The organism is Janthinobacterium fluminis (genome assembly GCF_028595325.1).
In the GTDB taxonomy this organism is placed as follows: Bacteria; Pseudomonadota; Gammaproteobacteria; order Burkholderiales; family Burkholderiaceae_D; genus Janthinobacterium; species Janthinobacterium fluminis.
Window position 1 is genome coordinate 402,066 of sequence record NZ_JAQQXR010000001.1, and the last position, 24,181, is coordinate 426,246.

At 68.1% G+C, this 24,181-nt stretch carries 29 protein-coding genes; 10 read left to right on the plus strand and 19 right to left on the minus strand.

Features of this window, described 5'->3' with window-relative positions; translation table 11 throughout:
• Positions 1-17 precede the first annotated feature (17 nt).
• The gene (locus OIK44_RS01865; RefSeq protein WP_273668953.1) at positions 18-911 is read right to left on the minus strand and encodes a LysR family transcriptional regulator ArgP; all 894 of its coding nucleotides are present in this window, start codon (positions 909-911) and stop codon (positions 18-20) included.
• A gap of 89 nt (positions 912-1,000) precedes the next feature.
• Between OIK44_RS01865 and OIK44_RS01870 the strand changes: the two genes are divergently transcribed.
• The 4 genes from OIK44_RS01870 (at position 1,001) to OIK44_RS01885 (ending at position 3,362) form a co-directional block, all read left to right on the plus strand.
• Positions 1,001-1,606: a LysE/ArgO family amino acid transporter gene (locus OIK44_RS01870; protein ID WP_273668954.1), complete on the plus strand. Its 606-nt coding sequence runs from the start codon at positions 1,001-1,003 to the stop codon at positions 1,604-1,606.
• Between the two features lie 107 nt (positions 1,607-1,713).
• Positions 1,714-2,208: a hypothetical protein gene (locus OIK44_RS01875; protein WP_273668955.1), complete on the plus strand. Its 495-nt coding sequence runs from the start codon at positions 1,714-1,716 to the stop codon at positions 2,206-2,208.
• 9 nt (positions 2,209-2,217) lie between these two features.
• Complete coding sequence (trxC, locus tag OIK44_RS01880; protein ID WP_273668956.1) at positions 2,218-2,676, plus strand: thioredoxin TrxC; 459 nt, start codon at positions 2,218-2,220, stop codon at positions 2,674-2,676.
• Complete coding sequence (locus OIK44_RS01885; protein WP_273668957.1) at positions 2,673-3,362, plus strand: aspartate/glutamate racemase family protein; 690 nt, start codon at positions 2,673-2,675, stop codon at positions 3,360-3,362. The genes trxC and OIK44_RS01885 overlap by 4 nt, the downstream gene beginning before the upstream one ends.
• Positions 3,363-3,404: 42 nt before the next feature.
• On the opposite strand, the gene OIK44_RS01890 is transcribed toward OIK44_RS01885, so the two are convergent.
• The 8 genes from OIK44_RS01890 to OIK44_RS01925 all read right to left on the minus strand — a co-directional run bounded on the left by OIK44_RS01890 (position 3,405) and on the right by OIK44_RS01925 (position 9,864).
• Positions 3,405-4,304, minus strand: coding sequence for an ACP S-malonyltransferase (locus OIK44_RS01890; RefSeq protein ID WP_273668958.1), 900 nt, complete (start codon positions 4,302-4,304; stop codon positions 3,405-3,407).
• Positions 4,301-5,164 (minus strand): triphosphoribosyl-dephospho-CoA synthase, encoded by an 864-nt coding sequence (locus OIK44_RS01895; protein WP_273668959.1) that lies wholly within the window; start codon positions 5,162-5,164, stop codon positions 4,301-4,303. The genes OIK44_RS01890 and OIK44_RS01895 overlap by 4 nt, the downstream gene beginning before the upstream one ends.
• Positions 5,164-5,817: a malonate decarboxylase holo-[acyl-carrier-protein] synthase gene (mdcG, locus tag OIK44_RS01900; RefSeq protein ID WP_273668960.1), complete on the minus strand. Its 654-nt coding sequence runs from the start codon at positions 5,815-5,817 to the stop codon at positions 5,164-5,166. The genes OIK44_RS01895 and mdcG overlap by 1 nt, the downstream gene beginning before the upstream one ends.
• Positions 5,801-6,517 carry a biotin-independent malonate decarboxylase subunit gamma gene (gene mdcE, locus OIK44_RS01905; RefSeq protein WP_273668961.1) on the minus strand — a complete coding sequence of 239 codons (717 nt, stop codon included), beginning with the start codon at positions 6,515-6,517 and terminating at the stop codon, positions 5,801-5,803. The genes mdcG and mdcE overlap by 17 nt, the downstream gene beginning before the upstream one ends.
• On the minus strand, positions 6,517-7,413 hold the full coding sequence (locus OIK44_RS01910) for a biotin-independent malonate decarboxylase subunit beta (protein WP_273668962.1): 897 nt from the start codon (positions 7,411-7,413) through the stop codon (positions 6,517-6,519). Before OIK44_RS01910 ends, mdcE begins: the two co-directional genes overlap by 1 nt.
• The gene (gene mdcC / locus OIK44_RS01915) at positions 7,410-7,724 is read right to left on the minus strand and encodes a malonate decarboxylase acyl carrier protein (protein WP_273668963.1); all 315 of its coding nucleotides are present in this window, start codon (positions 7,722-7,724) and stop codon (positions 7,410-7,412) included. The genes OIK44_RS01910 and mdcC overlap by 4 nt, the downstream gene beginning before the upstream one ends.
• Before the next feature lie 116 nt (positions 7,725-7,840).
• Complete coding sequence (gene mdcA, locus OIK44_RS01920) at positions 7,841-9,508, minus strand: malonate decarboxylase subunit alpha (protein ID WP_273668964.1); 1,668 nt, start codon at positions 9,506-9,508, stop codon at positions 7,841-7,843.
• Between the two features lie 5 nt (positions 9,509-9,513).
• The gene (locus OIK44_RS01925) at positions 9,514-9,864 is read right to left on the minus strand and encodes a hypothetical protein (protein ID WP_273668965.1); all 351 of its coding nucleotides are present in this window, start codon (positions 9,862-9,864) and stop codon (positions 9,514-9,516) included.
• Between OIK44_RS01925 and OIK44_RS01930 the strand changes: the two genes are divergently transcribed.
• Complete coding sequence (locus tag OIK44_RS01930; RefSeq protein ID WP_273668966.1) at positions 9,857-10,495, plus strand: Rossmann-fold NAD(P)-binding domain-containing protein; 639 nt, start codon at positions 9,857-9,859, stop codon at positions 10,493-10,495. The genes OIK44_RS01925 and OIK44_RS01930 overlap by 8 nt on opposite strands.
• A 4-nt stretch (positions 10,496-10,499) precedes the next feature.
• On the opposite strand, the gene OIK44_RS01935 is transcribed toward OIK44_RS01930, so the two are convergent.
• The 4 genes from OIK44_RS01935 to OIK44_RS01950 all read right to left on the minus strand — a co-directional run bounded on the left by OIK44_RS01935 (position 10,500) and on the right by OIK44_RS01950 (position 12,921).
• Positions 10,500-11,471, minus strand: a complete 972-nt coding sequence (locus OIK44_RS01935; RefSeq protein ID WP_273668967.1) for a hypothetical protein — start codon at positions 11,469-11,471, stop codon at positions 10,500-10,502.
• Between the two features lie 17 nt (positions 11,472-11,488).
• Positions 11,489-11,983, minus strand: a complete 495-nt coding sequence (locus tag OIK44_RS01940) for a GNAT family N-acetyltransferase (RefSeq protein ID WP_273668968.1) — start codon at positions 11,981-11,983, stop codon at positions 11,489-11,491.
• Positions 11,984-12,137: 154 nt separating this feature from the next.
• On the minus strand, positions 12,138-12,374 hold the full coding sequence (locus OIK44_RS01945) for a hypothetical protein (RefSeq protein WP_273668969.1): 237 nt from the start codon (positions 12,372-12,374) through the stop codon (positions 12,138-12,140).
• Positions 12,375-12,477: 103 nt separating this feature from the next.
• Positions 12,478-12,921: an RrF2 family transcriptional regulator gene (locus OIK44_RS01950; RefSeq protein ID WP_273668970.1), complete on the minus strand. Its 444-nt coding sequence runs from the start codon at positions 12,919-12,921 to the stop codon at positions 12,478-12,480.
• A 188-nt stretch (positions 12,922-13,109) separates the two neighbouring features.
• Here OIK44_RS01950 and OIK44_RS01955 point away from each other — a divergent pair, with 188 nt between their 5' ends.
• A complete protein-coding gene (locus tag OIK44_RS01955) occupies positions 13,110-13,538 on the plus strand; it encodes a hemerythrin domain-containing protein (RefSeq protein WP_273668971.1) in 429 nt (142 codons plus the stop codon).
• Between the two features lie 5 nt (positions 13,539-13,543).
• Here the strand turns inward: OIK44_RS01955 and pdxR are convergent, their stop codons facing one another.
• A complete protein-coding gene (gene pdxR / locus OIK44_RS01960) occupies positions 13,544-14,977 on the minus strand; it encodes a MocR-like pyridoxine biosynthesis transcription factor PdxR (RefSeq protein ID WP_273668972.1) in 1,434 nt (477 codons plus the stop codon).
• Between the two features lie 169 nt (positions 14,978-15,146).
• Between pdxR and OIK44_RS01965 the strand changes: the two genes are divergently transcribed.
• Positions 15,147-15,587 (plus strand): carboxymuconolactone decarboxylase family protein, encoded by a 441-nt coding sequence (locus OIK44_RS01965; protein WP_273668973.1) that lies wholly within the window; start codon positions 15,147-15,149, stop codon positions 15,585-15,587.
• A gap of 106 nt (positions 15,588-15,693) precedes the next feature.
• Here the strand turns inward: OIK44_RS01965 and OIK44_RS01970 are convergent, their stop codons facing one another.
• On the minus strand, positions 15,694-16,875 hold the full coding sequence (locus OIK44_RS01970; RefSeq protein ID WP_273668974.1) for a multidrug effflux MFS transporter: 1,182 nt from the start codon (positions 16,873-16,875) through the stop codon (positions 15,694-15,696).
• A 162-nt stretch (positions 16,876-17,037) separates the two neighbouring features.
• On the opposite strand from OIK44_RS01970, the gene epsC reads away from it, so the two are divergent.
• Positions 17,038-17,985: a serine O-acetyltransferase EpsC gene (epsC, locus tag OIK44_RS01975; RefSeq protein WP_273668975.1), complete on the plus strand. Its 948-nt coding sequence runs from the start codon at positions 17,038-17,040 to the stop codon at positions 17,983-17,985.
• Between the two features lie 174 nt (positions 17,986-18,159).
• On the opposite strand, the gene OIK44_RS01980 is transcribed toward epsC, so the two are convergent.
• On the minus strand, positions 18,160-19,020 hold the full coding sequence (locus OIK44_RS01980) for a hypothetical protein (RefSeq protein WP_273668976.1): 861 nt from the start codon (positions 19,018-19,020) through the stop codon (positions 18,160-18,162).
• Between the two features lie 105 nt (positions 19,021-19,125).
• Positions 19,126-20,019, minus strand: coding sequence for a subclass B3 metallo-beta-lactamase (bla, locus tag OIK44_RS01985; RefSeq protein WP_273668977.1), 894 nt, complete (start codon positions 20,017-20,019; stop codon positions 19,126-19,128).
• 190 nt (positions 20,020-20,209) lie between these two features.
• Here bla and OIK44_RS01990 point away from each other — a divergent pair, with 190 nt between their 5' ends.
• Together OIK44_RS01990 and OIK44_RS01995 are read left to right on the plus strand one after the other, a co-directional pair.
• Positions 20,210-20,974, plus strand: a complete 765-nt coding sequence (locus OIK44_RS01990; RefSeq protein WP_273668978.1) for an SDR family oxidoreductase — start codon at positions 20,210-20,212, stop codon at positions 20,972-20,974.
• Positions 20,975-21,184: 210 nt separating this feature from the next.
• The gene (locus OIK44_RS01995) at positions 21,185-21,913 is read left to right on the plus strand and encodes a pyridoxine 5'-phosphate synthase (protein WP_273668979.1); all 729 of its coding nucleotides are present in this window, start codon (positions 21,185-21,187) and stop codon (positions 21,911-21,913) included.
• A gap of 33 nt (positions 21,914-21,946) precedes the next feature.
• Here OIK44_RS01995 and OIK44_RS02000 read toward each other — a convergent pair whose 3' ends face one another.
• Positions 21,947-23,314, minus strand: a complete 1,368-nt coding sequence (locus OIK44_RS02000) for an LLM class flavin-dependent oxidoreductase (RefSeq protein ID WP_273668980.1) — start codon at positions 23,312-23,314, stop codon at positions 21,947-21,949.
• A 9-nt stretch (positions 23,315-23,323) separates the two neighbouring features.
• The gene (locus tag OIK44_RS02005; protein ID WP_273668981.1) at positions 23,324-24,154 is read right to left on the minus strand and encodes a MetQ/NlpA family ABC transporter substrate-binding protein; all 831 of its coding nucleotides are present in this window, start codon (positions 24,152-24,154) and stop codon (positions 23,324-23,326) included.
• Positions 24,155-24,181 lie beyond the last annotated feature (27 nt).

The window sequence follows — 24,181 nt, forward strand, 5'->3', positions numbered from 1 at the left end:
CGGCCCGGCCCGCGCCCTCATGGCGCTTGCCGCAGCCGCTTCCTCGCCGTGGCGATAATCTGCGCCGAGAGCCGGCGCGTCAGCGGCGTCTGGATATCCCAGGCGTGCCAGATCAGCGGCACGTCGAGGCCGGCTCCCGGCACCACCTCGACCAGGGTGCCGGCCGCCAGCTCTGCGCCCACCTGCAATAGCGGCACCATGCCATAGGCGACGCCGGCTTCGATGAAGCGCACGAAGGCTTCCGACGAGGCCAGCGAGTGCCGCGGATAGCGTTGCGGCGCGCCCAGCTGCTGCAGCACATAGCGGTCCAGCAGCGCGTCGCGCTGGTCGAACACCAGCGCCGGCGCCCGCCGCACCGCGTCGGCCGTGAAGCCGCCGCCAAACCAGCGCTCGGCAAAGGCAGGCGCGGCCGCGCAGATGTAGTGCATGACGCCCAGCGGCGTCGACGTGGTGCCGGCCACTTGCACCGTCTCGCTCGTCACGCAAGCGAACACGCGGCCCTCGCGTAGCTGGCTCAGCGTGTGGTCCTGGTCGTCGAGGCGGATGTCGAGCGTGCACGAGGGCGGCGTCAGCAGCGGCTCCAGCGCCTCCAGTATCCACGTCGCCGCGCTGTCGGCGTTGACGGCAATCGCCAGGGCCGGCAATTGCGCGCTCGGGCCGGCGGGCGCCTCGAGCGCCGCTTCCAGCAGCCGGACTTGGCGGAAGTGGGCGATCAGCCGCTGCCCGGCCGCGGTCGCCTGGGGCGGCTGGCTGCGCACGACCAGCAGTGTGCCGGCGGCGTTTTCCAGCGTGCGTATGCGCTGCGAGACGGCCGGCTGGCTGATCGCCAGCGCCGCCGCGGCCTTCTCGAAGCTGCCGTGGCCGATGACGGCGTCGAGCGCGGCCAGCGCGCGGTAGTCGATAGCTCTCATAAGCGGCTCTTATGCTTGGTAAATAATATTCATTATACTTATAGTAGCGCTTGCCCTATGCTGCCCCCCATTCAAACGACGGAGGCGCTATGCACAGTGCGGTATTTCTCAAGGGGCTGGGAATGGGCGCGGGCCTGGTTGTGGCCATCGGCACGCAGAACGCCTTCGTGCTGCGGCAGGGCTTGCAGCGCCAATACGTGCTCAGCTGCGTCTGCATCTGCGTCGTCTGCGACGTGCTGCTGATCGCCGCCGGCGTCGCCGGCATGGGCAGCCTGATCGCCGGCCATCCGGCCCTGCTGTTGTGGATCAAGACGGCCGGCGCGCTTTTTCTCGTCGGTTACGGCATGCGCGCGGCCCGCGCCGCGTGGCGCCCGGCGCCGCCGGCGGCCGCGGCGGCGCAGCCGCCGGCCAGCCACCTGGCCGTCGCCACGGCGGCGTTCGCCTTCAGCCTGCTCAACCCGCACGTCTACCTCGACACCGTCATCCTGCTGGGCTCGATAGGCGGCCAGCAGGCCGGGGCGGGGCGCTGGCACTTCGCCGCCGGCGCCATCGTCGCCTCGGTGCTGTGGTTTATCAGCCTGGGCTTCGGCGCGCGCCTGCTGGCGCCGCTGTTCGCCCGGCCCTCGGCCTGGCGCGTGCTGGACGCCCTCGTCGCCCTCGTCATGTGGGCGATCGCGCTGTCCCTGTTTCTCTAAGCTGGGGACAGACCACGATTTTCGGGAAATATTTTCCAGAAAATCGTGGTCTGTCCCCGGCTGGTCTTTCCTGTAACATGATGGCTTCCCGCTTTTTGAGAGTTTCCATGCAGTTATTGCTCCTTATTCCGGCCATCGGCGTCATATATTGGGTGTTCAAGAGCAGGGCGCCGTCGCGGCGCGATGCCGCTGCGGCGCCGCTGCGCAAGCATGTGCTGGCGCCGCCGGCGTCCGCACCCGCCTGCCACTGGCAGGACGGCGGCCGCTACGCCACCGAGGTGGTGGTCGAGTCGGCATTCCAGGGCGTCATCCGCGCGCTGGCCGGCGAACCCGGCGAGCGCGGCGCCGACGCGCCATTCCCGGCCGTGCTGGTGCCGGACGACCTCAACGCCTACGACGACAAGGCCGTCGCCGTGTTCGTCGCCGGCCAGCTGGTCGGCTACCTGGCCCGCGAAGACGCGCTGAACCTGCGCCGCAAACTGGGGCGCGGCGGCATGGCCGGCTTGCCGACGTCCTGCGACGCCAGGGTGCGCGGCGGCGGCCTGTGGCAGGGCAAGCGCCTCAGTTACAACGTCGTGCTCGACATTCCATCCTTCGACTGAGAGCCGGCGATGAACCCATCCACCCAGCCCGAGTCGCTGCACATCGTCTGCCCCCACTGCGACGCGGTGAACCGGCTGCCGGCCGCCAGGCTCGGCCAGCAACCGAGCTGCGGCAAATGCCAGAAGGACCTGTTCGGCGGCCAGGCCGTCGAGCTGGCCAGTGCGCGCTTTCTGAAGCACATCGAACGCAACGATATCCCCGTACTGGTCGACTTCTGGGCGCCGTGGTGCGGCCCGTGCCGCTCGATGGCGCCGGCCTACGCGCTGGCGGCGCAACAGCTGGAGCCGCGTTTCCGCGTCGTCAAGGTCAATACGGAGGCGGCGCAGGATATCGGGGCGCGCTTCGCGATCCGCAGCATCCCGACGCTGGCGCTGTTCCGCAACGGCCGCGAAGTGGCGCGCCAAGCGGGCGCGATGGATGCCGCCAACATCATGGCGTGGGCGCGCGACAAGGCCCGGCTGGCATGAAGACCATCGGACTGATAGGTGGCATAGGCTGGGCTTCCACGGCCGAATACTACCGTCTCATCAACGAGTCGGTCGGCGCGCGCCTGGGCGACGCGCACAGTGCAAAAATCATCCTGCTCAGCCTTGACCAGTACGATTTCACATCGCGCGCGGCGCAAGACGAGCGCGCCGCGATCCTCGACTTTCTGGTCGGCGAGGCGGCGCGCCTGAAGGCCGCCGGCGCCGATTTTTTCCTTTTCTGCGCGAACGGCGTGCACCGCTTCGCCGACGATCTGATTCCGCGCATCGGAATGCCGTTTATCAGCATCGTCGAGGCGACGGCGCAGCGGGTGCAGGCGTCGGGCTTGAAGGCGGTCGGGCTGCTGGGTGTGAAACAGACGATGGCGGGACGGTTTTACCACGACCGCCTGGAGTCCTGCGGCGTGGCCACCCTGACCCCGGCGGAACGCGACCAGGATTTGATTCACCAGATTATTTACACGGAGCTGGTGCATAACCGTTTGAGCGACGCGAGCCGCGCCGTCTTCGTCCGCGTTATCAAGGAGCTGGAGAACGCCGGCGCCGGCGGCGTGATTTTGGGCTGCACCGAGATTCCGCTGCTGATCGGCCAGCACGACGTCGACATCCCCATCTTCAACACCACCGAAATTCATTGCGAGGCGGCCGTGGAATTCGCGCTGCGCTAGTTCTCCTTGAGGCGGGATTCGGCCTGGCCCGCGCCGATTGACTTAGTCGAACTGCCGCGCCAGCCACTGCCCGATGCCGTCGATGCTGCGGAAGTCGCTCACCGAGCGGCAGGCGATGCCGGGATGGCGCGCCTGCAGCATGCGCGCCAGCGCCGCGCCCGGCCCCAACTCCAGCGCCACCGTGATGCCCGCCTCGGCGCAGGCGTCCATGCAGTCCATCCAGCGTATCGTCTCGGCCAGCTGGCGCGACAGGTGCTCGACCGCCGCCGCCTTGCCGGCGATTATGTTGGCGGCTATACCCGACAGCAGCGGCGTGTGCTGCGCGGCGAAGCTGGTCGCGCCCAGCGCGGCGGCGAACGGCGCCACCGCCGCCGCCATGTACGGCGTGTGCGCGGCGACGTCCACCGGCAGGCGCTTGCTGCGGCCGCCCGCCGCCGCGACGCTCTGCGCCAGTGCCTCAAGCGCGGCCGCCGGCCCGCCGGCGATGCAACTGTCCTCGCCGGTGATAATCGCCATATGGCAGCCTTGCGCCGCGAGCAGTTCGCGGGTCCGCGCCAGCGCCAGGCCGGAGACGGCGGCCAGCGCCTGCTCCGGCTGGGCCGCCAGGCAGCCGTCCATCAAGCCGGCGCGCGTGTGCGCCAGCGCCATCGCGTCGCGCGGCGCCAGCGCGCCCGCGACGCCGTAGGCGGCCAGTTCGCCGATGCTGTAGCCGGCCACCAGCGCGGGCGCCGGCGCGACGTCGCGGAGCGCTTCCCACATCGCCAGACTGGCGGCGACGATCAGCGGCTGCGCGACGCGGTTGGCGAACAGCGGCGCCGGGTCGGCCGGCAGCGCGCTTTGTTGCAGCAGCGCGGCGGCGCGCGCGTGCGTGCGCGCCAGATCGAACATGGCGCCGTGCTGGCCGCCCTGGCCGGAGCACAGTATCAGCAGGCGCCGGCTCATGCGAGCCCGCGCGCGACGGCGGCGTGCACCAGGCAGGTGGCGGCCAGCAGGTCGGCCGCGCCGCCCGGCGACAGCCTGCGGCCGACGAACAGGCGGTGGCAGCTCAGCGCCTCCTCCTGCCACTGCGGATGGGCGGTGCCGCCCAGCGCCAGAAAGCGCCGCGCCTGCTGCTTCACGGTCTGCGCGCCGTCGCTGCCGCCGCGGTGGAAGACGTTGCTGTCGCTGATGTGCGCCATCAGCGCGAACAAGGCGTCGATGCAGGCGTGGCGCATGCCGCGTCCGGCCCCCAGCGTGTTGTGCAGCGCCGGCAGGCCGACCTCGAACACGGACGGCAGCCCCAGCGCGCCTTCCTCGCGCGCGCCGCCGGCCGGGCGCGGCCCCTGCCGGCACGGCGCCGCCGCGTGCATGTGCGCGGCCAGTTCGTCGCCCCAGCGCGTCAGCAGGATCGCCCGCAGCGCCGCCGCCGACAGGTCGGTGCGCCGCGCGCGCGCCTGGCCGATGGCCGCGCACAGCAGGCCGAGGCTGAAGATCGCGCCGCGGTGCGTGTTCACGCCGCCGGTCACCCGCAGCATGCGCAGCTCGGCGTCGATGCCGAGCCGTTTCAGCGCGGCGAAGGGCGCGCCGTCGATGCCGGCCTGGCAGATGCGGGCGAAGTAGTGGCGCAGCGCGAACAGGCTGCGCATGAAGGTGACGGCCGTCATGTCGTCGTGGCTGCCGTTGTCGAGCAGCGATACCAGCCCCGGTTTGGGATGCAGCGTCAGTTCGGCGTGTAGGCAGCGCACCGCCAGGCGCGCCGTGCCGTGGCAGAAGGCGCGGTCCGCGCGCGCGCGCGGCGCCGGGGACGCTGCGGCGCGCTGCATCACTCGCTCCGCAGCGTCGCGAGCAGCGACTCCAGCGGCGCCAGGCGCACCGCGCCGCTGCCTTTGGCGAGCACGTGGGCCGGATGCTGGACAGCCGCGCGCCACTCCTTCCATGCCACCGCCTCGCCGTTCGGGAAGACGATTTCGCCGTCCAGTGGCAGCGTCGCGCCGAAGGTGCTCAGCAACGCCAGGCCGGAGCGCAGTTGCTGCGCCGTGGCCGGGTAGAACAGTATGTCGATGTCGGAGGAGGGCTGCAGATACGCCTGTCCGGTCAGCGTCTGCAGCGCCAGCGAGCCGTACACCCGCAGGCTCAGGCCGACGCTGTCGTCGTTCAGCAGCGCCAGTTGGCGGCGCCATTTTTCCGGCGCCGTCGCCAGCACCGCCTTCAGCGACAGCGGCGGGGTGCTGCGCGCCACCTGCGCCGCCGGCGCGCGCAGGGCGATGCGCAGCTTGGCGCCGCTGGCCGGGTCGGGCGGCAGGGCCAGCCCCAGGCACAGCTCGTCGTCGCCGGCATCGTCGTCGCGGCGGCGCGACACCAGCGGCCAGTCGGCGGCCTGCCAGCGCGCCAGCACCCCGGCGTGCTCGGGCGCGGCGGCGCCGGCCGCCCGCCAGCCGTCGGCCGTCAGCCAGACCAGGCTATGCCGCGCGTACATGGCGTCCCTCCAGAATGGCGTCGATCACCGGCTGGGCCAGCCGGCGGCCGCCGCGTTGCTGCCCGAGCGCGCTGCGCGTGTCCTCGACGCCATCGCATGCCAGCGCCTGCGCCAGGTGCGCCGCCAGGTCGCCGTCCCAGATCGCCTCCAGTCCGCCCATGCGCAGGTAGTTTTCCGGCCCCGGCGCGAACACCGGATTGCTCGCGGCCAGCTCCGCCAGGCGCTCCTCGGGCACCTTGGTGATGCGCGCCATCGCCGCCAGTCCCATCACGCGGATGGTGGCGCCGGGCAGGGCGTAGCAGGCGTCGGCCATCAGCCCGCTGGCGATGAAGCCGCCCGACAGCGCCTGGTCGTACACCAGTCCGATGACCTTGTGGCCGCGGCGGCGCGCCAGGTCCACGCATTTTCCCAGGTGCGCCATATAGCTGTTGATGCCCAACATCTCGTCGCGCCGGCGCAGGCGCTGGCCCTGCGTGTCGATCAGCAGCAGGATGGCGCGGCGCGGGTGCTCGCGCACGATGCGCAGGATCGCCTGCGCCTGCGCCAGCGCGATTTCGACGCCGATGGGGGCGTGGCCGGTGGTGCCGATCACCTCGATGATGTCGGCGCCGACCTGCGCGCTGCCGCACAGGAAATCGTCGCGCTGCACGATCGCGTGGCCGCGCGGGAACAGCGTCGCCGCCAGTGTTTGCCATTGCATTATTTGACTCCCAGACGGTGCGCTTCGGCGGCGGCGGCGAAGCTGTCGATCTCCAGCATCGGGATGGCGGCCGCGTTCGCCATGCCGAGCGTCGCCCAGATATCGGCCGGCTCGTGCAGCGCGCCGAAGGCGTCGATGCGCGCGGCCAGCAACTGCTGTTCGCGCTCCAGCGCGTCCAGCGTCAGTTCCACCGGCTGGCGCCGCGCGGCGGCGACGGCGGCGATGGCGGCGGCGCGGAAGGCCGCCACCGTGTCGGGCACGATGGCCTGGCAATCGCCCAGCAGGTAGCGGTGCTTGCCGCCACTGGTGCGCCACACCAGCGCCCGGTCGCGCGAGTCGAACTCCTCGACGCCGCTGGCCGTTTCGATGACCTCCGGGCCGGACATGGCCAGCCGTCCTTCCTCCGACATGAGCACCGCGTTGGCGCAGCGCGCGACGATGCCCATGCCGCCGAAGGCGCCGTTGGCGCCGCCGACCAGGGCGATGACGGCGACGCCGGCGGCGCGCGCGTCGAGCACGGCGCGCATCACCTCGGAGACGGCGATCAGGCCGGCGTTGGCCTCGTGCAGGCGCACGCCGCCGGTGTCGAGCAGCAGCAGCACCGCGTCGGCGCGTTCGGCGACGGCGCGGCGCAGCATGCCGGTCAGCTTGGCGCCGTGCACCTCGCCGACGGCGCCGCCCATGAAGCCGCCTTCCTGCGCCGCGACGAACACGGCGGCGCCGTCGAGGCGGGCGCGGCCGACGGCCACGCCGTCGTCGAAGGCCACCGGCAAATCGAGCTGCGCCAGGTGCGGGCTGACCACGCGTTCGGACGGCGCCACGCACTCCTCGAAGCTGCCGGCGTCGCACAGGCGGCGCAGGCGCTCGCGCGCGCTCGCTTCCAGATAGCTGCTCATCGGGTTTCCCCCATCATCGTTTCGACGGCCTGGTCCAGGCGCAGGCTGACCACGGCCGGCGTCGCGCCGACGTCGTTGATGGCGACGCGCACGTCGGCCAGGCGCCAGCGCTCGTTGAAGTCGCGTATGACCGCCGCCCAGGTGGCGCCGAAGCCGGCCGCCGCCGTGCGCACTTCGACGCAGCAGCCGCCGTCCAGCTGCGCCGGCTCGATCAGCACCTCCAGGTTGCCGGAGCCGGCCACGCCGACCAGTTGCGCCCGCAGCGGCAGCGTGCAACTGCCGTGCTCGAAATGGTAAGTCAAGGTTTCCATCTACGCTCCACAAAAATATGCCGCTTGGCTGCACCACCAAAAGCCGGGGTCCGACCCCCGACAGCCGGGGTCAGACCCCAGGGGCGCCAACCGGGTCCGACCCGGGCTTTTAGGTTTTACCAGTTCCTGAACCGCTTCGGCGGCTGGTACAGGCCGCCCGAGGCGCGCACCAGGTCTTTCATGCTTTTCGCCGCCAGCAAATCGCGCGTGGCCAGGCGCTTGTCCACGCCGATGTCCTCCGGCCGCACGATCGCGCCGCGGTCGCGCAAGTTCTCCACCATGCGCTTGTCGCGCGCCATGCCGACCGCCGTGTAGCCGGCCACGCCGCGTATCGCCTGCTCGCGCTCATCGTCGTCGCGGCACAGCAGCAGGTTGGCGATGCCTTCCTCGGTCAAAATGTGCGTGACGTCGTCGCCGTAAATCATCACCGGCGGGATCGCCATGCCGGCCTGCTCGGCCAGCTCCCAGGCGTCGAGCCGCTCGACGAAGGCCGGCTGCATGTGCTCGCGGAAGGTTTCGACGATCTGCACCACCAGCTTCTGCCCGCGCGGGATGGCGTTCCTGCCCTCGCGCGCCTGGCGTCCCGCCTTCAGCCAGGCCGGGCTGGCGTGGCGCCGCCCGCGCGCGTCCGCGCCCATGTTGGGCGCGCCGCCGAAGCCGGAAATGCGCCCCAGCGTCGCCGTCGACGAGTTGCCCTGCAAGTCGATCTGCAGGGTCGAGCCGATGAACATGTCGCAGGCGTAGTGGCCGGCGGCCTGGCACAGCGCGCGGTTGCTGCGCATCGAGCCGTCCGGCCCGACGGAAAACACGTCCGGCCGCGCCCGCACATAGTCTTCCATGCCCAGCTCAGAGCCGAACGAGTACACCGACTCGACGAAGCCCGATTCGATCGCCGGAATCAGCGCCGGATGCGGGTTCAGCGCCCAGTGGCGGGCGATCTTGCCCTTCAGTCCGAGGTCGGTGGCGTAGGTCGGCAGCAGCAGTTCGATTGCGGCCGTGTCGAAGCCGATGCCGTGGTTCAGGCGCTCGACCTGGTATTCGGCGTAGATGCCCTTGATGGCGGTCATCGCCATCAGCACCTGGATCTCCGAGATCTGCGCCGGGTCGCGCGTGAACAGCGGCTCGATGTAGTACGGCCTGGGCGACTGCACGACGAAATCGACCCAGTCGCCGGGAATGTCGACGCGCGGCAGCGTCTCCATGATGCGGTTCGCCTGGACGATGACGATGCCGTTCTTGAACGCGGTGGCCTCGACGATGGCCGGCGTGTCCTCGGTGTTCGGGCCGGTGTACAGATTGCCGTGGCGGTCGGCCGCCTCGGCCGCGACCAGGCACACGCGCGGCGCCAGGTCGACGAAATAGCGGGCGAACAGCTCCAGATAGGTGTGGATGGCGCCGATGTTCAGCTTGCCGGCGGCGACCAGCTTGGCCACGCGGGCCGCCTGCGGGCCGGAGAAGGAGAAGTCCAGGCGCGCGGCGACGCCGCGCTCGAACACGTCGAGGTGCTCGGGCAGGGCCAGCACCGACAGCAGCATGTGCAGGCCGTTGATGCGGGCCGGGTCGAGCCGGGCCAGCGCCTGGCCGAGGAAGTCGGCCTGCTTCTGGTTGTTGCCCTCCAGGCAGACGCGGTCGCCGCATTCGAGCACGCCGTGCAGCAGATCGCCGATGTGGGCGGCCGGCAGCACCTTGCCGTCAAGCGCGCAGCCGAGCGCGGCGCGCGCCCGCTGCAGGCGCTGGGCGCGGTTCGCTTGCAAGGTGTTCCATACCCGAGACGGCGCATTCATTCACTTCACTCCCATAGCGGCGGCGATTGTTTCATGACGAAGGTGGTCCATCCGGGCGGCGGCAGGATGGGCATTGCGGCCATCAGGATAATCGAAATGGGCAATAGAAAGAAGTAAAACAGGAATGTTATCAGAAAAATCATGTGCGGAGCATGTTGCGGCGCCGGGGCGGCGGGTGGGGGCGGCTTGGGCTTGAAGAAAACGCCCAATGCGGCTAGCATCGACGCCAGGGCCACGCTGCCGGCCCGGGGCGCCATCGCGCCGTCGAAGCATGACGGCAGGTGGCGCGCGTTGCCACGCCGAGCTGGAGTTGTCGATGATGTCCGAATTACAGAGCGGTAGAATAAATTGAGCACGCTGCTCGTGCTCGGCGGCAGCGGCCAGGTGGGCCGGCAGATCGTCGCCCAGGCCCTGGCCGACCCGGCCGTCGGGTGCGTCGTCGCGCCGACCCGCCAGCCGCTGGCGGCCCACGCCAGGCTGCTCAATCCCCTGGTCGACTACCGCGCGCTGCCCGCCGACGCGTCCTGGTGGGCCGCCGACGCCGTCTTGTGCGCGCTCGGCAGCACGCGCCGGCTGGCCGGCTCGGACGCCGCCTTCCGCCAGATCGACCACGATTACGTCCTCATCGCCGCCGGGTTGGCGCGCCACGCCGGCACGCCGGTGTTCGTGTATAACTCGTCGGTGGGCGCGGACGCGGCGGCCGGCTCGCTCTACCTGCGCGTGAAAGGGGAAACCGAGCGCGATCTGGACGCCCTCGGATTCGCCAGCGTCTGCCACGTGCGCCCCTCGCTGCTCGACGGCGCGGCGCGCGCCGACGCCCGGCCCGGCGAAAGCGCCGCCCTGTGGCTGGCGCGCCGGCTGGCGCCGCTGCTGCCGCGCCGCTACCGGGCCGTTCGCACCGGCGCCGTGGCCGCCGCGATGCTGCGTGCCGCCTTGCAGCCCAGCCCCGGCGTGCGCATCATCGAATCGGAACGGATTGCGGCCTGAAATCTCAGCCGCGCATGCCGATCCATGAACGCAGCCTCTGCGTCAGGCTCCTGGTTTCAAGCGACTGCTTGCGCAGCTGGATCAGGTCAGCGCCGAGCGCGTGCATTGTGTCGGCGGCGCGGCCGAAATCGTCGATCACGCGGATAAAAGTCTCGACTGCGACGCGGGCCGGGTTGTGCGCCGCGCCGGCGTTGCCCCGCTCCAGGCGCTCGGTCAGCGCATGGATGCGCTGCCGCACCGCGTTGCCGGTGCTTAAAGGCGCGATACCGACGAGCAGTGCCACTTCCAGCATCAGATGCGGCGCGCCCTTGCCGGCGACATGGGCGTAGAAATTGGGCGGTATCGCTTCCAGCATCAACTCGGCGTAGGCGCAATACAGCAGCGCGCTGTCGTGGTCGTCGAGAAGCTCCAGCACCACCGGGAAATGCGCGTCGTTGACGATGGCCGCCGCCAGTTCCGCGTCGATATCGGCCAGCGCGCTGTCGAGGAATGCCAGCACGGCCGCCTTTCCCTCGCAGCCGATCTGCGTCGTCAGCGCCAGAACCGCGTCGCGGTGCCGGTAGATTTTCTGCGCCATGCCGGCGTCGCCGAGCACCGTCGCGGCGCCGGCCGCCTGCCCGGCCGCCGGCGTGGCGGCGGGCCGTTCGGCGATGGCCGTGTGCCACCACTCCCATTCATCGTCGCCTTCCCCGGCCGGGTCGGAGGAGGGCGGCTCGCCCTTGGCGACCATGCCGCCCAGCTCCAGCCACGCGTCGCGGTCGAACAGCGCCGCCTGCGCATCGAGCCAGTCGGCGCCGCGCTCGTTCCAGCCGTCCCTGGCGCAGGCGACGAACGCCGTCGCCGGATCGGCATGCCATTGCTGCTGGAACGGCTCCATATCGTCCCCCAGCGCCAGTTGGGCGCTGTGGAGGCGGGCTTCGATGCTATCGCGCTGTTCCTCGATATCCTGCTGCGTCACGAAAGAAGTCTCTGACATGTTTTTCCCCGCGCCGCTCAACGTGGTGCCGCCATCTGCCGTAGGGCGTCGCCGGCGACGCGGCAAATGCGCCATTCCGGCAGCAGCTCGGCGCCCATGCCGGTGTAGAGCTTGATGGCGTTGGCGTTCCAGTCCAGCACGCTCCACTCGAAGCGGCCGCAGTTGCGCTCAAGCGCCAGCTGCGCCAGCGCCACCAGCATCTGGCGGCCGTAGCCTTTGCCGCGGTGCGCCTGGCGCACGTACAAGTCTTCCAGATACATGCCCTTGCGCGTCAGGAAGGTCGAGAAATTGTGGAAGAACAGGGCGAAGGTGACGACTTCGCCGTCCTCGACGCCGACGATGGCTTCGCAGGCGGGCTTGGCGCCGAACAGACCCTCGTGCAGCATCGCCTCCGTGGCCACGACCATGTGTTCGAGTTTTTCAAACACGGCCAGCTCCAGGATCATGCTGTAGATGGGGGCGACGTCGGCCGGCTGGGCCGGGCGGATGGAAAACGCGGGAGATGTGCTCATGGGGCTTTCGTGGTGGGTTGGACGGGGGAGGGCGGCGCAACGCCGCGCATGCCCCGGCGTGCGCCTGGGGGCTGCGCGGCGCGACAGCTTATTATAAAAAACGCGGCGGCGGCGGTCTTCCGCAACTGCGACAGGTATTTTCAGATTCGCCCGCCTATTTGCCGAAATCCTTCAGCGTGCGGCCAAGGAAACGGCCGATGAATTCGGATTCGTTCATGTCGCGCCAGCATGCGAACACGTTCTCCCAGGCGTCCTGGCCGGACAGGCGGATGCGCATGAAAAACTGGATATGGACGGGCGTGTCGGGCAGGTTATCGCAAGGGAAATCCTCGCGTGCCTGGTCGGTGAAGATGGCGGTCTTGTAGAGTCGCGCGGTAGCGGGATCGATCACGGTGTCTACCTTTCTGTGCTAATTGAGACCCCCGCAATGTAACAACTTTGTCACGGCGGCGGCGCACGGAAAGGCGAGCCCGTTTTGGGCGGCGCGGCGCGACTCAGGCGTTGTGGTGGAAGCGCACCGTGTGGCTGGGTGTCGGCTCTTGCGCCAGCAGCGTTTCCAGCGTCACCTTGTCGAGCACGGCCAGATAGGCCTGGGTCGCCTGGCCCAGCGCCGATTTCAGCTTGCAGTTCGGCGTCAGCGGGCAGGTATTGCTGGCGCGGTCGAAGCACTCGGCCATGAAGAAATCCGTCTCCGTCTCGCGCACGACGGCGCCGATGTTGATGTCGGCCGGCTCGCGCTTGAGGCGCAGGCCGCCGTTGCGCCCGCGCACCGTTTCGACGATGCCCGACAAGCCCAGCTGGTAGACCACCTTCATCAGATGGTTCTTCGAGATCGCGTGCAGATCGGCGATGTCCTGAATCGTCACGAGCCGGTCCCGGTTCACGCCCAGGTACATCAGCGTGCGCAGGGTGTAATCGGTGTAGGAGGTCAGTCGCATCAATCACGTCCAAAAAAGTTGTCGCATGTGCCGCGAAGGCGGCCCTTGCGCCATTTTACTTGATGGCGACGGTCTTGCCTTCAATGCAAGCCGGAAACATCAACGCCACTTAACAGGTATTTTGTTTGCATCTTTAATGTTGCCGAGCTACACTATCGCTATCCACAGGGAAAACAAGGGAAACTGCCATGAACATCGACAAATTCAAGCACCAGCATCTGGACATCCTCGACGGCATCGCCGAACTGCGCCGCCTGGTGCAGAGCGGCATCGCCGCGCACGCGGGCCAGATCGCCGAGCGCATCGTCGCCATCAGCGGCGTCATCAAACTGCACCTGGCCGTCGAAGACCGCGTGCTCTACCCGGCGCTGCAAACGAGCGGCAACGCGGCGCTGGCGCGCATGGCCGCCGTCTACCAGGGCGAAATGCAGGGCATCGCGCGCGCCTACCTGGCGTTCGCCGGCACCTGGAACCTGGCCGCCCGCCTGGAAACCCAGCCGGAACAATTCCGCGCCGAGGCGAACCAGGTGCTGAAGGTGCTCTACGAGCGCATGCGGCGCGAAGACCGCGAATTCTATCCGGCCATCGAACACGCCGACGCGGCGCTGGCGGCCTAAACCGCCTAAGCCATCGCCAGCAAAATATCGCGCACGCGGGCCAGCGCCACGTCGATGTCGAGGACGTCGATGGCGCCATAGCCGAACAGCAAGCCCTGCTGCGGCGGCGAATCGGCGTAAAACTGCGCCAGCGGATACAGGCCGACGTCGGCGCGGCGCGCCAGGCGGATCAGCAGCGCCACGTCGAGCGGGACGACGCACAGCGCCGCCACATGGAAGCCGGCCGACGCAGGCACCAGCCGGAACCACGGCGCCAGCGGGCCGGCGAACCACTGCAGCAGCCGTTCGCGCCGCGCCGCGTACAGCGCGTGGCAGCGGCGGATATGCTTGAGCAGATAACCGTCGTCGATAAACTTGGCCAGCGCGTGCTGCGGCATCGTCGCGCAATGCCAGTCACTCAAATGCTTGACCGTCAGCGCCGCCGGCAACAGCGGCTGCGGCAAGACCGCATAACCGAGCCTGAGCTCGGGCAGCAAGACCTTCGAAAAACTGCCGACGAAAGCGACGATGCCGTGCGTGTCCAGGCTTTGCAGGGAATCGGCCGGCCGGCCCTCGTAGCGGAAGGCGCTGTCGTAGTCGTCCTCGACGACGATGGCGCCGATCGCGCGGGCGCGCGCCAGCAGCGCGTGGCGGCGCGCCACGCTCATCGGCATACCGAGCGGGAACTGATGGGTGGGCGTCACATAAATCAGACTGACGCCGTCCGGTATCGACGCCGCGACGATGCCCTCGGCGTCGACCGGCACGCCGAGCACCCGCGCGCCGTGGCTGGCGAACAGCGCCCGGGCCATCGGATAGCCGGGCTCCTCGACGGCGACACTGCAGCCCGGCTCCAGCAACAGCCGGCCCAGCAAATCGAGCGCCTGCTGCGTACCGTTCGTCACCAGCACCTGCGCCGCCGTGCACACCAGGCCGCGGGAAAAGGCCGTGTGGCGGGCGATCGCCTCGCGCAGCGCCGGCAACCCCTCCGTCGCGGCATAGCGGCCGCGCACCTGGGCATCCTGGCGCAGCGCGTGCAACACACAACGGCGCCAGGCATCCTGGGGAAAATGGCTGGGCGTGGTACTGCCGCCCAAAAAATCGAAACGCGAACGCAACTGCGGCGCGGCGCGGCGCAGCGGCGTGGCCATCGCCTCCCACTTGCGCAGCACGGCGGCACTGGCCAACTGCGCGGCCGCCTGCACGCGCGGGCGCGCGGCGGCGGGGGCGCAAACAAAACTGCCGACGCCGACCCGGCCCACCAGCAAACGCTCCAGCGTCAAACGCGCATACGCCTGCGCCACCGTCTTGCGCGACAAACCCAGCTGCTGCGCCAACAGGCGCGACGGCGGCACCTGCTGACCGTCGGCCAAGCGTCCGGCGCGGATGGCCTCGCTCAACTGGCGATACACCTGGCCGGCCAAATCCCTGCCGCCGTCCAAAACGATATGCAACTCCATGCGCACCTTTCCTGGGGACCATTGAAAGCGCCACAGCCTGCCCGTTTTTGCGCGGATTGGCAACCTCCGGCGCCGATGGAGCGGCCGAAAAACGCCGGATTGGCACCCTCCGGGCCACCTTGCCCGACCTACAATGAGCCTCCCTTACCTACACCGACAGGAAAACACCATGCAAGCGAGAGTAGACTACTACGCCGCATCCCCCGAAGCCATGAAAGCCATGATGGACCTGGAAATAGCCGTCAACAAACTGGGGCTGGAACCGGCGCTGATCGAACTCATCAAACTACGCGCCTCGCAACTCAACGGCTGCGCCTACTGCGTCGACATGCACGCCAGCGACGCGCGCAAAGGGGGCGACAGCGAACGGCGCCTGCACCTCGTCGCCCACTGGCGCGAAACGCCGTTCTTCAGCGCCCGCGAGCGGGCCGCGCTGGGCTGGACCGAAGCGCTGACGCTGCTGGCGACGAGCCACGCGCCGGACGCCGACTACGCCGCGCTGGCGGCCCAATTCAGCGAAAAAGAAATAGTCGACGTCAGCATGGCCATCAACACCATCAACAGCTGGAACCGCCTGGGCGTAGGCTTCCGCAAAATGCCGGCCTTGTAAAATCCCAACAATGGGGTCAGGTCTAGACATGGCGGTTTTTACTGCATGCCTGGTAGAAAAAACCGCCATGTCTAGACCTGACCCCAAGGCGGTTTGCAACAATTGCCTAGGCCGCGCGCTTGCCGCCGGCCAGTACGCAGAACCAGCAGATCAGGCTGAGCACGAGTCCGGCCATGACGCCGTAGGCCAGTTTCAGCGCGCTGTCGAACAGCAGCGGTGCGACCAGGCCGGAGACGAGGGCGAAGATCAGCATTTGGATGAACGATTGCAGCGACGACGCCAGCCCGCTGTTGTTGGGGAAGTGGTCGAGGGCGATCAGTGTCATCGGCGGCATCGCGATGGCCAGCGCGAACGAGTACAAAAACAGCGGCAGCACGGCCCACGGCACGGCGGCGGCGAAGAAGAGGTTGTAGCCGACGTTGGCGGCGCCGGCCAGCAGCATCAGGCCGTAGCCGCTCCAGATCAGCTGGTGCTTGCTGTAGCGGTGGGCGAATTTGGCCGACAGCGCGGAACCGATGACCATGCCGCTGATCAAAGGGATGAAGAGCCAGGCGAAGGCGGTTTCCGGCAGGTGCAGGATGTTGATGACGAAGTAGGCCGCCGAGCCGATGTAGAGGGCGAAGCCGCCGAAGGTCGTGCCGACGGCGACGGACAGCAGCAGGAATTGGCGGTGGCACAGCACCTTCCAGTAGTTGGCCGCGATGGCGCCGAGGTGGAAGGGGTGGCGGTCTTGCTTGTCCAGGCTTTCCGGCAGCGCGCGGTAGACGACGACGAGCATCAGCACGCCGAAGCCGCTGAGGAACCAGAAGATCGCGCGCCAGCCCAGCGACACTTGCAGCCAGCCGCCCAGCACGGGGGCGATGGCCGGCGCCAGGCCGAACACCATCATGATGTGGGAGAGGATTTTCTGCGCCTCGGCGCCGGAGAAGCGGTCTTGCACGATGGCGCGCCCGATCACGGAACCGGCGCCCGCCGCCAGGCCCTGCAGCACGCGGCAGGCCAGCAGCCAGCCGAACGAGGGCGCGGCGGCCGCGCCGACGGAGGCGACGATGTACACGAGCAGCGAGGCGAGGATCACCGGGCGCCGGCCGAAGGAGTCCGACAGGGTGCCGTAGAACAGCATCATGAAGGCGAAGGTGAACAGGAACACGCTCAGGGTTTGCTGGATCAGCAGCGGCGTGGCGGAAAATTCCTGCGCGATGGCGGGGAAGGACGGCAGGTAGGTGTCAATGGCGAGCGGTCCGACCATCGTCAAGCCCGCCAGTATCAGGGTCAGTAAGATATTCATTGTTCGCGACGTGTTGTTAGCCCGGCATTTTACGCCAGCGCGGACATTTCAGCTGGCGGCGGGGGCGCCCATATGCGCTTTGCGCATATGGGGCAACGAAACGCTTCGTTCGGTTTCGCCGCGCGTGTCATTATGCTGGTTCGTCTATCCCTTGGAGTAGCCATGAAAATCGACACCTTCGACCTCTCCGGCGCCAGGGCGTCGCGCTGGAACCTGGATGCCGTCATCGACGGGCTGCGCGTGTCGCGCGAGGCCGCGCACAATATCCGCCACCACGGCCGCATCCGCGAGCTGCCGTCGCGCGAGGCGCTCGCCGGCATCGTCAGCGACCTCTCGGCCGTGCTGTTCCCCACCCATTACGGGCGGCCCAATCTGACCGACGAGAGCATCGACTACTTCGTCGGCGACACCTTGAACACGACGCTGAACCGCCTCACCGAGCAGGTCCGGCGCGGCCTGCTGTTTTCGGCGCCGGCCGACGCGGCGGGCGAGGCGACGCTGGCCGAGCGCGCCGACGACATCACCCGGGCCTTCGCCGCCGGCCTGCCGGCGATCCGCGCGCTGCTCGTCTCGGACGTGCAGGCGGCCTTCGCCGGCGACCCGGCCGCCACCTCGGTGGCCGAGATCATGCTGTGCTATCCGGGCACCATCGCCATCCTCTACCACCGCCTGGCGCACAGCCTGCACCAGCTGGGCGCGCCATTCCTGGCCCGGCTCATCGCCGACATCGCCCACTCGCTGACGGGCATCGACATCCACCCCGGCGCGCGCATCGGCGCCAGCTTCTTCATCGACCACGGCACCGGCGTCGTCATCGGCGAAACGGCGATCCTGGGCCAGCGCGTGCGCCTGTACCAGGCCGTCACGCTGGGCGCGAAACGCTTCCCGGCCGACGCCAGCGGCGCCCTCGTCAAGGGCATCCCGCGCCATCCCATCGTCGAGGACGACGTGGTCATCTACGCCGGCGCGACCGTGTTGGGCCGCATCACGATAGGCGCCGGCTCCACCGTCGGCGGCAACGTCTGGCTAACCCAGAGCGTGCCGCCGGGCAGCAACGTGTCGCAAGCGCAGATGCGCCACGACGACTGCGCCGAGGCGAAACCGCGCTAGGGAAGCGCTGATTTATTCTGAGGGTTGGGATTGGCCAGCGAAAAAGGTGGCCTGCAAGGCGCGAAATCGCAGCAATAGCGAGCTATTGCAAGATTTTGCAACGCCGCAGGACGCCTATTTTCGCGGTCAAGTCCGCCCTCATGAATAAATCAGCGCTTCCCTAGGCCCGCCTAGCTACACGGCGCGCCGCAGATACCAGCGGAAGTACAGCAGCATCTCGCCGCCGATCAGCAGTCCCAGCAGCACGAAGGCGATCCCCACGCCCGCATACATCGACGAAAAGTGCCCGTCCAGATTTTTTTGCAGGGCGCGCACGAGAATCTGCGGCAGCGTCTTGTCCAGCTTGGTGAAATCGAGCTGGCGGGCGCTGTCCGTGGCCAGCCGCGCCACGACGTCGCTGGCCAGCTTGCTCAGTTCGCCGCGCTCCTGGCCGCGCAAGTCCATCTTGGCGGCGGTGCTGAGCGCCTCGATTTTCCCGATCAGGGTCTTCTGCAGCGCCTCCGTCAAGGCCGCCGCGCCGTAGTTCAGCACGATCCAGTTGACGGCGCCGGCCTTGCCGCGCTCCCACAGGCTGTCCGACTTCGGCACGTAATACAGGCGCTTGAGCAGTGGTTCGACCAGATCCTTCGCCGTGATGACCTGGTCCGGGCCGTAGACGGCCACTTGCGCCGTCACATACGTGCGCAGCGCCGGCATGTGCGCCTCGATGGCCGGCTGCACGGCGGCCGTCAAGCCCTCGGACAGCATGCCGTGGGTGCGCGACAGCATGCCGAGGGCGGCGCCGCCGGCCGTGAAGGCGACCAGGATCACGAGGTAACTGAGTTTGGCGAGCACATTCCACGGCCGCGGCTTGCGGCTCAGCAGCCCCTTGCGCGCCAGATAGACAAGCAGGGGCAGCGACGCCAGCAGGCCGAGCAGGCCATATAGCAGCGCCCATGGCGACACGCGCAAAAACAGGCTGCCCGCGTATTGACCCAGGTTGTCGCCGATGCCGGCCGCGAGTGCCGTGGCGCCGCTTTGAAGTAAATCGTTCATGTGTACAGTGAAGCGCGTGCGCGAGAGAGTGATAATTGCCGAAGGGTAACAGCAACAAAGAAAAAAGGCCGCACACTAAGGCGGCCTGCTGCTTCGTCGCTAGTATCAGCGCTCCGTCGCGAGGCGCCGGCTCAAATTGTCGCGCCCCTTGGCCACATACTTGCGGCAGGCTTCCGGATCGACAAACGCACTCTTGCCGGCCTCGCGCGGCCGCGCCAGCCTGGCCGCCACGTCGGCCGCGTCCGGATGCCCGGTCAGCAGCACATCGCATGGCAGCGCGGCCAGCGTCGCAAAACTGCGCTGGAAATCCTGCAGCACGTTCGGATAATCCTCGTTGGCGCTGAACTTGAAGCCCTTGCGCGAAAATGCCCCGACGCTGTCGGCAAAAACGATATGGGCGCAGACCTTGCCCTCGCACGACTTCCATGTCCAGCTGATGCCGCCCGGCGTATGCCCGGGCGTGACATGGGCGGTGACCTCGATCGCGCCGGCCGAGAGCGTCTCGCCGTCGTGCGCCAGGCGCATGTCCGGCACCGGCGCAAACGGCGTCAACTCGCCGTACTGCGGATCGTCCGGACCGACCTGGCCCGTCGCCAGCGCCAGCGCGGCCGAGGCGCTGGCGACGACCGGCGCGCCGCTCAGGCGCTGCAACTCGGCGATGCCGCCGGCGTGGTCGAAATGCGCATGCGTATTCAGGATCAGCTTGATGTCCTCCACCTTGAAGCCGAGCGCCCGGATGCTCGCGGCGATCAGCGGCGCCGACTGCGGCAGGCCGGCGTCGACCAGCACGTGGCCGCTCGGCGAGGTAATCAGCACCGAACCGACGCCCTTGGGGCCGACATAATAGGTATTGCCGAACACTTGATAGGGTTTTTGCGGCGCATTCCACTGAGCACACAACTCGCAATCTGGCGGCGTGTCGGCGCGCGCCGCGCCGCCCGACAGCGCGGCGGCGAGCAGGGCGGCGGCGCCCAGGCGGATGGTAAATGGTTGTGGCATGGCGTTTCTCACTGTGTGCGGTCGGACCGAGGTGCCGTATGCTGCCACGGAAAGGTTGCCTAGGCAACAGCAACATGGTGGCCGGGGATGGGTCTTGAACGTAATTATTTCCACGGCAAGAAACGGATGGCGGCCACTGCCTTGCCCGATTATCGTGCCCCCACATTTTATTCATTACGTGGGAGCGGACATGCATTTACTGAGCAATAAAGTCGCCATCATCACCGGCGCCAGTTCCGGAATCGGCTATGCGACAGCGAAACTGTTCGCGCAGGAGGGCGCCAGGCTGGTGCTGGTGGCGCGGCGCCGGGCGGAACTCGACGCGCTGGTCGCCGAACTTGCGGCGGCGGACGCCGAGGCCGTGGCGCTCGTCGGCGATGTCAGGGACGAAGTCTGCGCCAAGGCCGCCGTCGACACAGCCGTCGAGCGCTTCGGCGGCCTCGACATCGCGTTCAACAATGCCGGCACGCTAGGCGCGATGGGCGCCACGCCCGGTATTGCCCTCGACGCCTGGCGCGACACCCTGGACGCCAACCTGACGAGCGCGTTCCTGGGGGCGAAGTACCAGCTCCCGGCCATGCTGGCGCGAGGGCGGGGCGCCATCGTGTTCACGTCGACCTTTGTCGGCTACACGGTCGGCATGCCGAACATGGCGGCTTACGCGGCGAGCAAGGCGGGCATCGTCGGATTGACGCAATCCCTGGCCGCCGAGTTCGGCGCGGCGGGGATACGCGTCAACGCCATTCTTCCCGGCGGCACCGATACGCCGATGGGGCGCGCCGTCGCCGATTCCGCCGAGGCGCGCGCCTTCGTCGAAAGCCTGCACGCGCTCAAGCGCCTCGCCACGCCCGAGGAGATCGCGCGATCGGTGCTCTACCTGGCGTCCGACGCCGCCAGTTTCACGACGGGCACGGCTTTGCTGGTCGATGGCGGCGTCTCGATCAGCAGGACTTGACGTGAACGATGCTGCCGGCGCGGCGGCGCCGAAAAACGCCGCGCACATGCATGCTTAACTGTAATAACATTATGTTTACTGCTGTTTGGTGGAGGATGCATGAAAACGTCGATTCGAAAAATGGGTCATTCGCAAGGCGTGCCGATTCCGAAGCCTTTTCTTGCACGGCCCATTTTTGACACTTAACGACTATATGAATGATGTAAGACGATGACCAAGCTATCAGTCAATATCAATAAAATTGCTCTCCTGCGCAATTCGCGCGGCCGGAATTTCCCCGACGTGGTGGCGTTCGCCGCGCGCTGCCTCGACCTCGGCGCGCACGGCATCACGCTGCATCCGCGCGAAGACCAGCGCCACGCGCGTTATTCCGATGTCGGCGAGCTGGCGGTTTTATGCGCCGAGCGCCATTGCGAGTTGAACGTCGAGGGCTATCCGTCCGAGCAGTTTCTCGAGGTTGTCAAGCGTGTCCGGCCCGCACAATGCACGCTGGTGCCGGACGCGCCCGGCCAACTGACCTCGGACCACGGCTGGGATATTGTCAAGGAAGCGGCCTTGCTGCGCCGCGTCGTCGGCGAGTTGAAGGCGCTGGGCATCCGCACCAGCCTGTTCGTCGATTTCGACTATCCGCATATCGAGGCGGCTTGCGAAGTGGGCGCGGAGCGAGTCGAGTTCTACACGGAGCCGTATGCGGAGCACTTCGGCACGCCGCAAGGCGAGGCGACCTTTGCCGGCTTCCGCCAGGCCGTCGCGCGCGCCAGCGCCCTGGGGCTGGGCGTGAACGCCGGCCACGACCTGAACCTGGACAACTTGGCGCATTTCCTCGCGATTCCCGGCGTGCTGGAAGTGTCGATCGGCCACGCGCTGGTGGCCGAGTGCATCGAACTGGGGATGGAGAAGGTGCTGGGCCGCTACGGCGCAATCGTCGGCGCCGGATAAACCGGCGCAGCCGCCGCGCCGCAGGACTTTTTCCTAGTCCGCGATGCGGACCCGGCGGCCCGGATGCCGCTCCGGCAAACGCGCGCCCTGGCCGAACAGCTTGTGGCGCAGCGCGCCGTCTTCGTAGTCGCGGCGGTAGCGGCCGCGCCGCTGCAGCTCCGGCACGATGTGCTCGACCACGTCGCGCATGCTTTCATGCGCCACCGCGAAGGCCAGGTTGAAGCCGTCGATGCCGGTGTCGTCCATCCACGCCTCCAACTGGTCGGCCACCTGCGCCGCGTCGCCCACCAGCACGGGGCCGCGGCCGCCGATGCCGATGAACTCGGCCGCCTCGCGCACGGTCCATTTGCGGTTCGGGTCGGCCTGGCTGAAGGAGGCCAGCGCCGAGCGCCCCGCGTCCGAGTCGATGTAGTCGATGGTCGCGTCCAGCGGGAAGCGGCTGAAGTCGACGCCGGTCCAGCCGGACAGCAGCGTCAGCGCCGCCTCGATGTCGACGTGCCTGCGGTATTCCTCATACTTGGCCTGCGCCTGCGCCCCGGTGGCGCCGGTGACGATCAGGGCCTGTGCGTAGATCAGCAATTGTTCGCCGTCGCGGCCGTCCGCGCGCACCGCCGCGCGCAGCGCGTCGGCGTAGCGCTTCACCACCGCCTTGCTCGGGCCGCTGACGAAGGTGCATTCGGCGTGGCGCGCGGCGAACGCGGTGCCGCGCGGCGACGTGCCGGCCTGGTACAGCAGCGGGGTGCGCTGCGGCGACGGTTCGCACAGGTGGATGCCGGGCACCTTGTAGTAGCGTCCCGCGTGCTTGATCGGATGCACCCGCACCGGGTCCGCGTAGACGCCGGCCGCCTTGTCGTTGACGACGGCGTCGTCGTCCCAGCTTTTCTCCCACAGCTTGTAGACGACGTCGAGGTATTCGTCGGCCAGGTCGTAGCGCTCGTCGTGTCCGAGCTGGCGTTCCAGCCCGAGGTTGCGGGCGGCGCTGTCGAGGTAGCCGGTGACGATGTTCCAGCCTATCCGTCCGCCCGTCAGGTGGTCCAGCGTCGACAGGCGCCGGGCAAAGCTGTACGGGTGCTCGTAGGTCAGCGCGCAGGTGACGCCGAAGCCGAGGTGGCTGGTCGCCTGCGCCATCAGCGGCACCAGGGCCAGCGGGTCGTTCAGCGGCACTTGCACGCCGTGGTGCAGGGCGGCGTCGAGGCCGCCCTGGTAGACGTCGTACACGCCCAGCACGTCGGCCAGGAAGATGGCGTCGAAACGGCCCGCCTCCAGCAAGCGCGCCAGCTCGGTCCAGTGCTGCGGATCGGTGTAGCGGTGGCTGTTGTCGCGCGGGTGTGTCCACAGCCCGGGCGACTGGTGCCCCAGCGTGTTCATCTGGAAGGCGTTGAAGCGGATCGTTTTAGCCATGCCGCCGTCTTACTTCTTCGCTTTTTCCAGGGCCAGCTGGTAGTCGGTCTTGGAGTAGCCGGCGAAGTGCTTGTTGGTGATGTCGAGGAAGGCTTGCGAGCGGTAGGCGGCCGCCAGGTCCTTGGCGAACTGCTTGTCCTTGTCGGCGCTGCGCACGGCGACCAGGTTGATGTAGTTGGCCGAGATTTTTTCGGCGATCAGCGCCTCGGTCAGTTTGATGCCGGCCGCCAGCGCGTAGTTGCCGTTGATGAAGGAGTAGTCGGTGTCGCCCAGCGAGCGCGGCAGTTGCGCCGCTTCCAGCGGCACCAGCTTGATTTTCTTCGGATTGCCGACGATGTCCTTCTCCGAGGCGCGCACCGGGTCGAAGTTGGCGCGCAGCTTGATCCAGCCCAGTTGGTCCAGCAGCACCAGGGCGCGCGCTTCGTTGCTCGGGTCGTTCGGCACGCCGACGGTGCTGCCGTCTTTGACTTCGTTGAGCGATTTGTGTTTTTTGCTGTAGATGGCGATCGGCGCGGTCGGGATCGTCACCAGGTCGGTCAGCGCCAGTTTGTGCTCGGCGGCGAATTTGTTCAGGTAGACGACGTGCTGGAACACGTTGGCGTCGAGCGAACCCTCGGCCAGCGCGAAGTTCGGCTGCACGTAGTCGTTGAACTCGACCAGCTTGATCTTGTAACCCTGTTTTTCCAGGATAGGCTTGATGCCCAGCTTGATCTGGTCGGCGTAGGGGCCGGCGCTGGTGCCGATGACGATCTCTTTCGGGTCTTTGGCGGCGTTGGCGAAGTTGGCGCCCAGGGCCAGGGTCAGGGCGCTCAGGATCAGGGTGCGGCGGGCGATGCTCATGTGGTTTTCCTTAAAAAGATGAAGTGG

Bases quoted from the DNA above. Each gene is read 5' to 3' on its own strand.
- OIK44_RS01865 (WP_273668953.1), bottom strand. From the start codon at position 911: ATGAGAGCTATCGACTACCGCGCGCTGGCCGCGCTCGACGCCGTCATC.
- OIK44_RS01870 (WP_273668954.1), top strand. From the start codon at position 1,001: ATGCACAGTGCGGTATTTCTCAAGGGGCTGGGAATGGGCGCGGGCCTG.
- OIK44_RS01875 (WP_273668955.1), top strand. From the start codon at position 1,714: ATGCAGTTATTGCTCCTTATTCCGGCCATCGGCGTCATATATTGGGTG.
- trxC (WP_273668956.1), top strand. From the start codon at position 2,218: ATGAACCCATCCACCCAGCCCGAGTCGCTGCACATCGTCTGCCCCCAC.
- OIK44_RS01885 (WP_273668957.1), top strand. From the start codon at position 2,673: ATGAAGACCATCGGACTGATAGGTGGCATAGGCTGGGCTTCCACGGCC.
- OIK44_RS01890 (WP_273668958.1), bottom strand. From the start codon at position 4,304: ATGAGCCGGCGCCTGCTGATACTGTGCTCCGGCCAGGGCGGCCAGCAC.
- OIK44_RS01895 (WP_273668959.1), bottom strand. From the start codon at position 5,164: ATGCAGCGCGCCGCAGCGTCCCCGGCGCCGCGCGCGCGCGCGGACCGC.
- mdcG (WP_273668960.1), bottom strand. From the start codon at position 5,817: ATGTACGCGCGGCATAGCCTGGTCTGGCTGACGGCCGACGGCTGGCGG.
- mdcE (WP_273668961.1), bottom strand. From the start codon at position 6,517: ATGCAATGGCAAACACTGGCGGCGACGCTGTTCCCGCGCGGCCACGCG.
- OIK44_RS01910 (WP_273668962.1), bottom strand. From the start codon at position 7,413: ATGAGCAGCTATCTGGAAGCGAGCGCGCGCGAGCGCCTGCGCCGCCTG.
- mdcC (WP_273668963.1), bottom strand. From the start codon at position 7,724: ATGGAAACCTTGACTTACCATTTCGAGCACGGCAGTTGCACGCTGCCG.
- mdcA (WP_273668964.1), bottom strand. From the start codon at position 9,508: ATGAATGCGCCGTCTCGGGTATGGAACACCTTGCAAGCGAACCGCGCC.
- OIK44_RS01935 (WP_273668967.1), bottom strand. From the start codon at position 11,471: ATGTCAGAGACTTCTTTCGTGACGCAGCAGGATATCGAGGAACAGCGC.
- OIK44_RS01940 (WP_273668968.1), bottom strand. From the start codon at position 11,983: ATGAGCACATCTCCCGCGTTTTCCATCCGCCCGGCCCAGCCGGCCGAC.
- OIK44_RS01950 (WP_273668970.1), bottom strand. From the start codon at position 12,921: ATGCGACTGACCTCCTACACCGATTACACCCTGCGCACGCTGATGTAC.
- OIK44_RS01955 (WP_273668971.1), top strand. From the start codon at position 13,110: ATGAACATCGACAAATTCAAGCACCAGCATCTGGACATCCTCGACGGC.
- pdxR (WP_273668972.1), bottom strand. From the start codon at position 14,977: ATGGAGTTGCATATCGTTTTGGACGGCGGCAGGGATTTGGCCGGCCAG.
- OIK44_RS01965 (WP_273668973.1), top strand. From the start codon at position 15,147: ATGCAAGCGAGAGTAGACTACTACGCCGCATCCCCCGAAGCCATGAAA.
- OIK44_RS01970 (WP_273668974.1), bottom strand. From the start codon at position 16,875: ATGAATATCTTACTGACCCTGATACTGGCGGGCTTGACGATGGTCGGA.
- epsC (WP_273668975.1), top strand. From the start codon at position 17,038: ATGAAAATCGACACCTTCGACCTCTCCGGCGCCAGGGCGTCGCGCTGG.
- OIK44_RS01980 (WP_273668976.1), bottom strand. From the start codon at position 19,020: ATGAACGATTTACTTCAAAGCGGCGCCACGGCACTCGCGGCCGGCATC.
- bla (WP_273668977.1), bottom strand. From the start codon at position 20,019: ATGCCACAACCATTTACCATCCGCCTGGGCGCCGCCGCCCTGCTCGCC.
- OIK44_RS01990 (WP_273668978.1), top strand. From the start codon at position 20,210: ATGCATTTACTGAGCAATAAAGTCGCCATCATCACCGGCGCCAGTTCC.
- OIK44_RS01995 (WP_273668979.1), top strand. From the start codon at position 21,185: ATGACCAAGCTATCAGTCAATATCAATAAAATTGCTCTCCTGCGCAAT.
- OIK44_RS02000 (WP_273668980.1), bottom strand. From the start codon at position 23,314: ATGGCTAAAACGATCCGCTTCAACGCCTTCCAGATGAACACGCTGGGG.
- OIK44_RS02005 (WP_273668981.1), bottom strand. From the start codon at position 24,154: ATGAGCATCGCCCGCCGCACCCTGATCCTGAGCGCCCTGACCCTGGCC.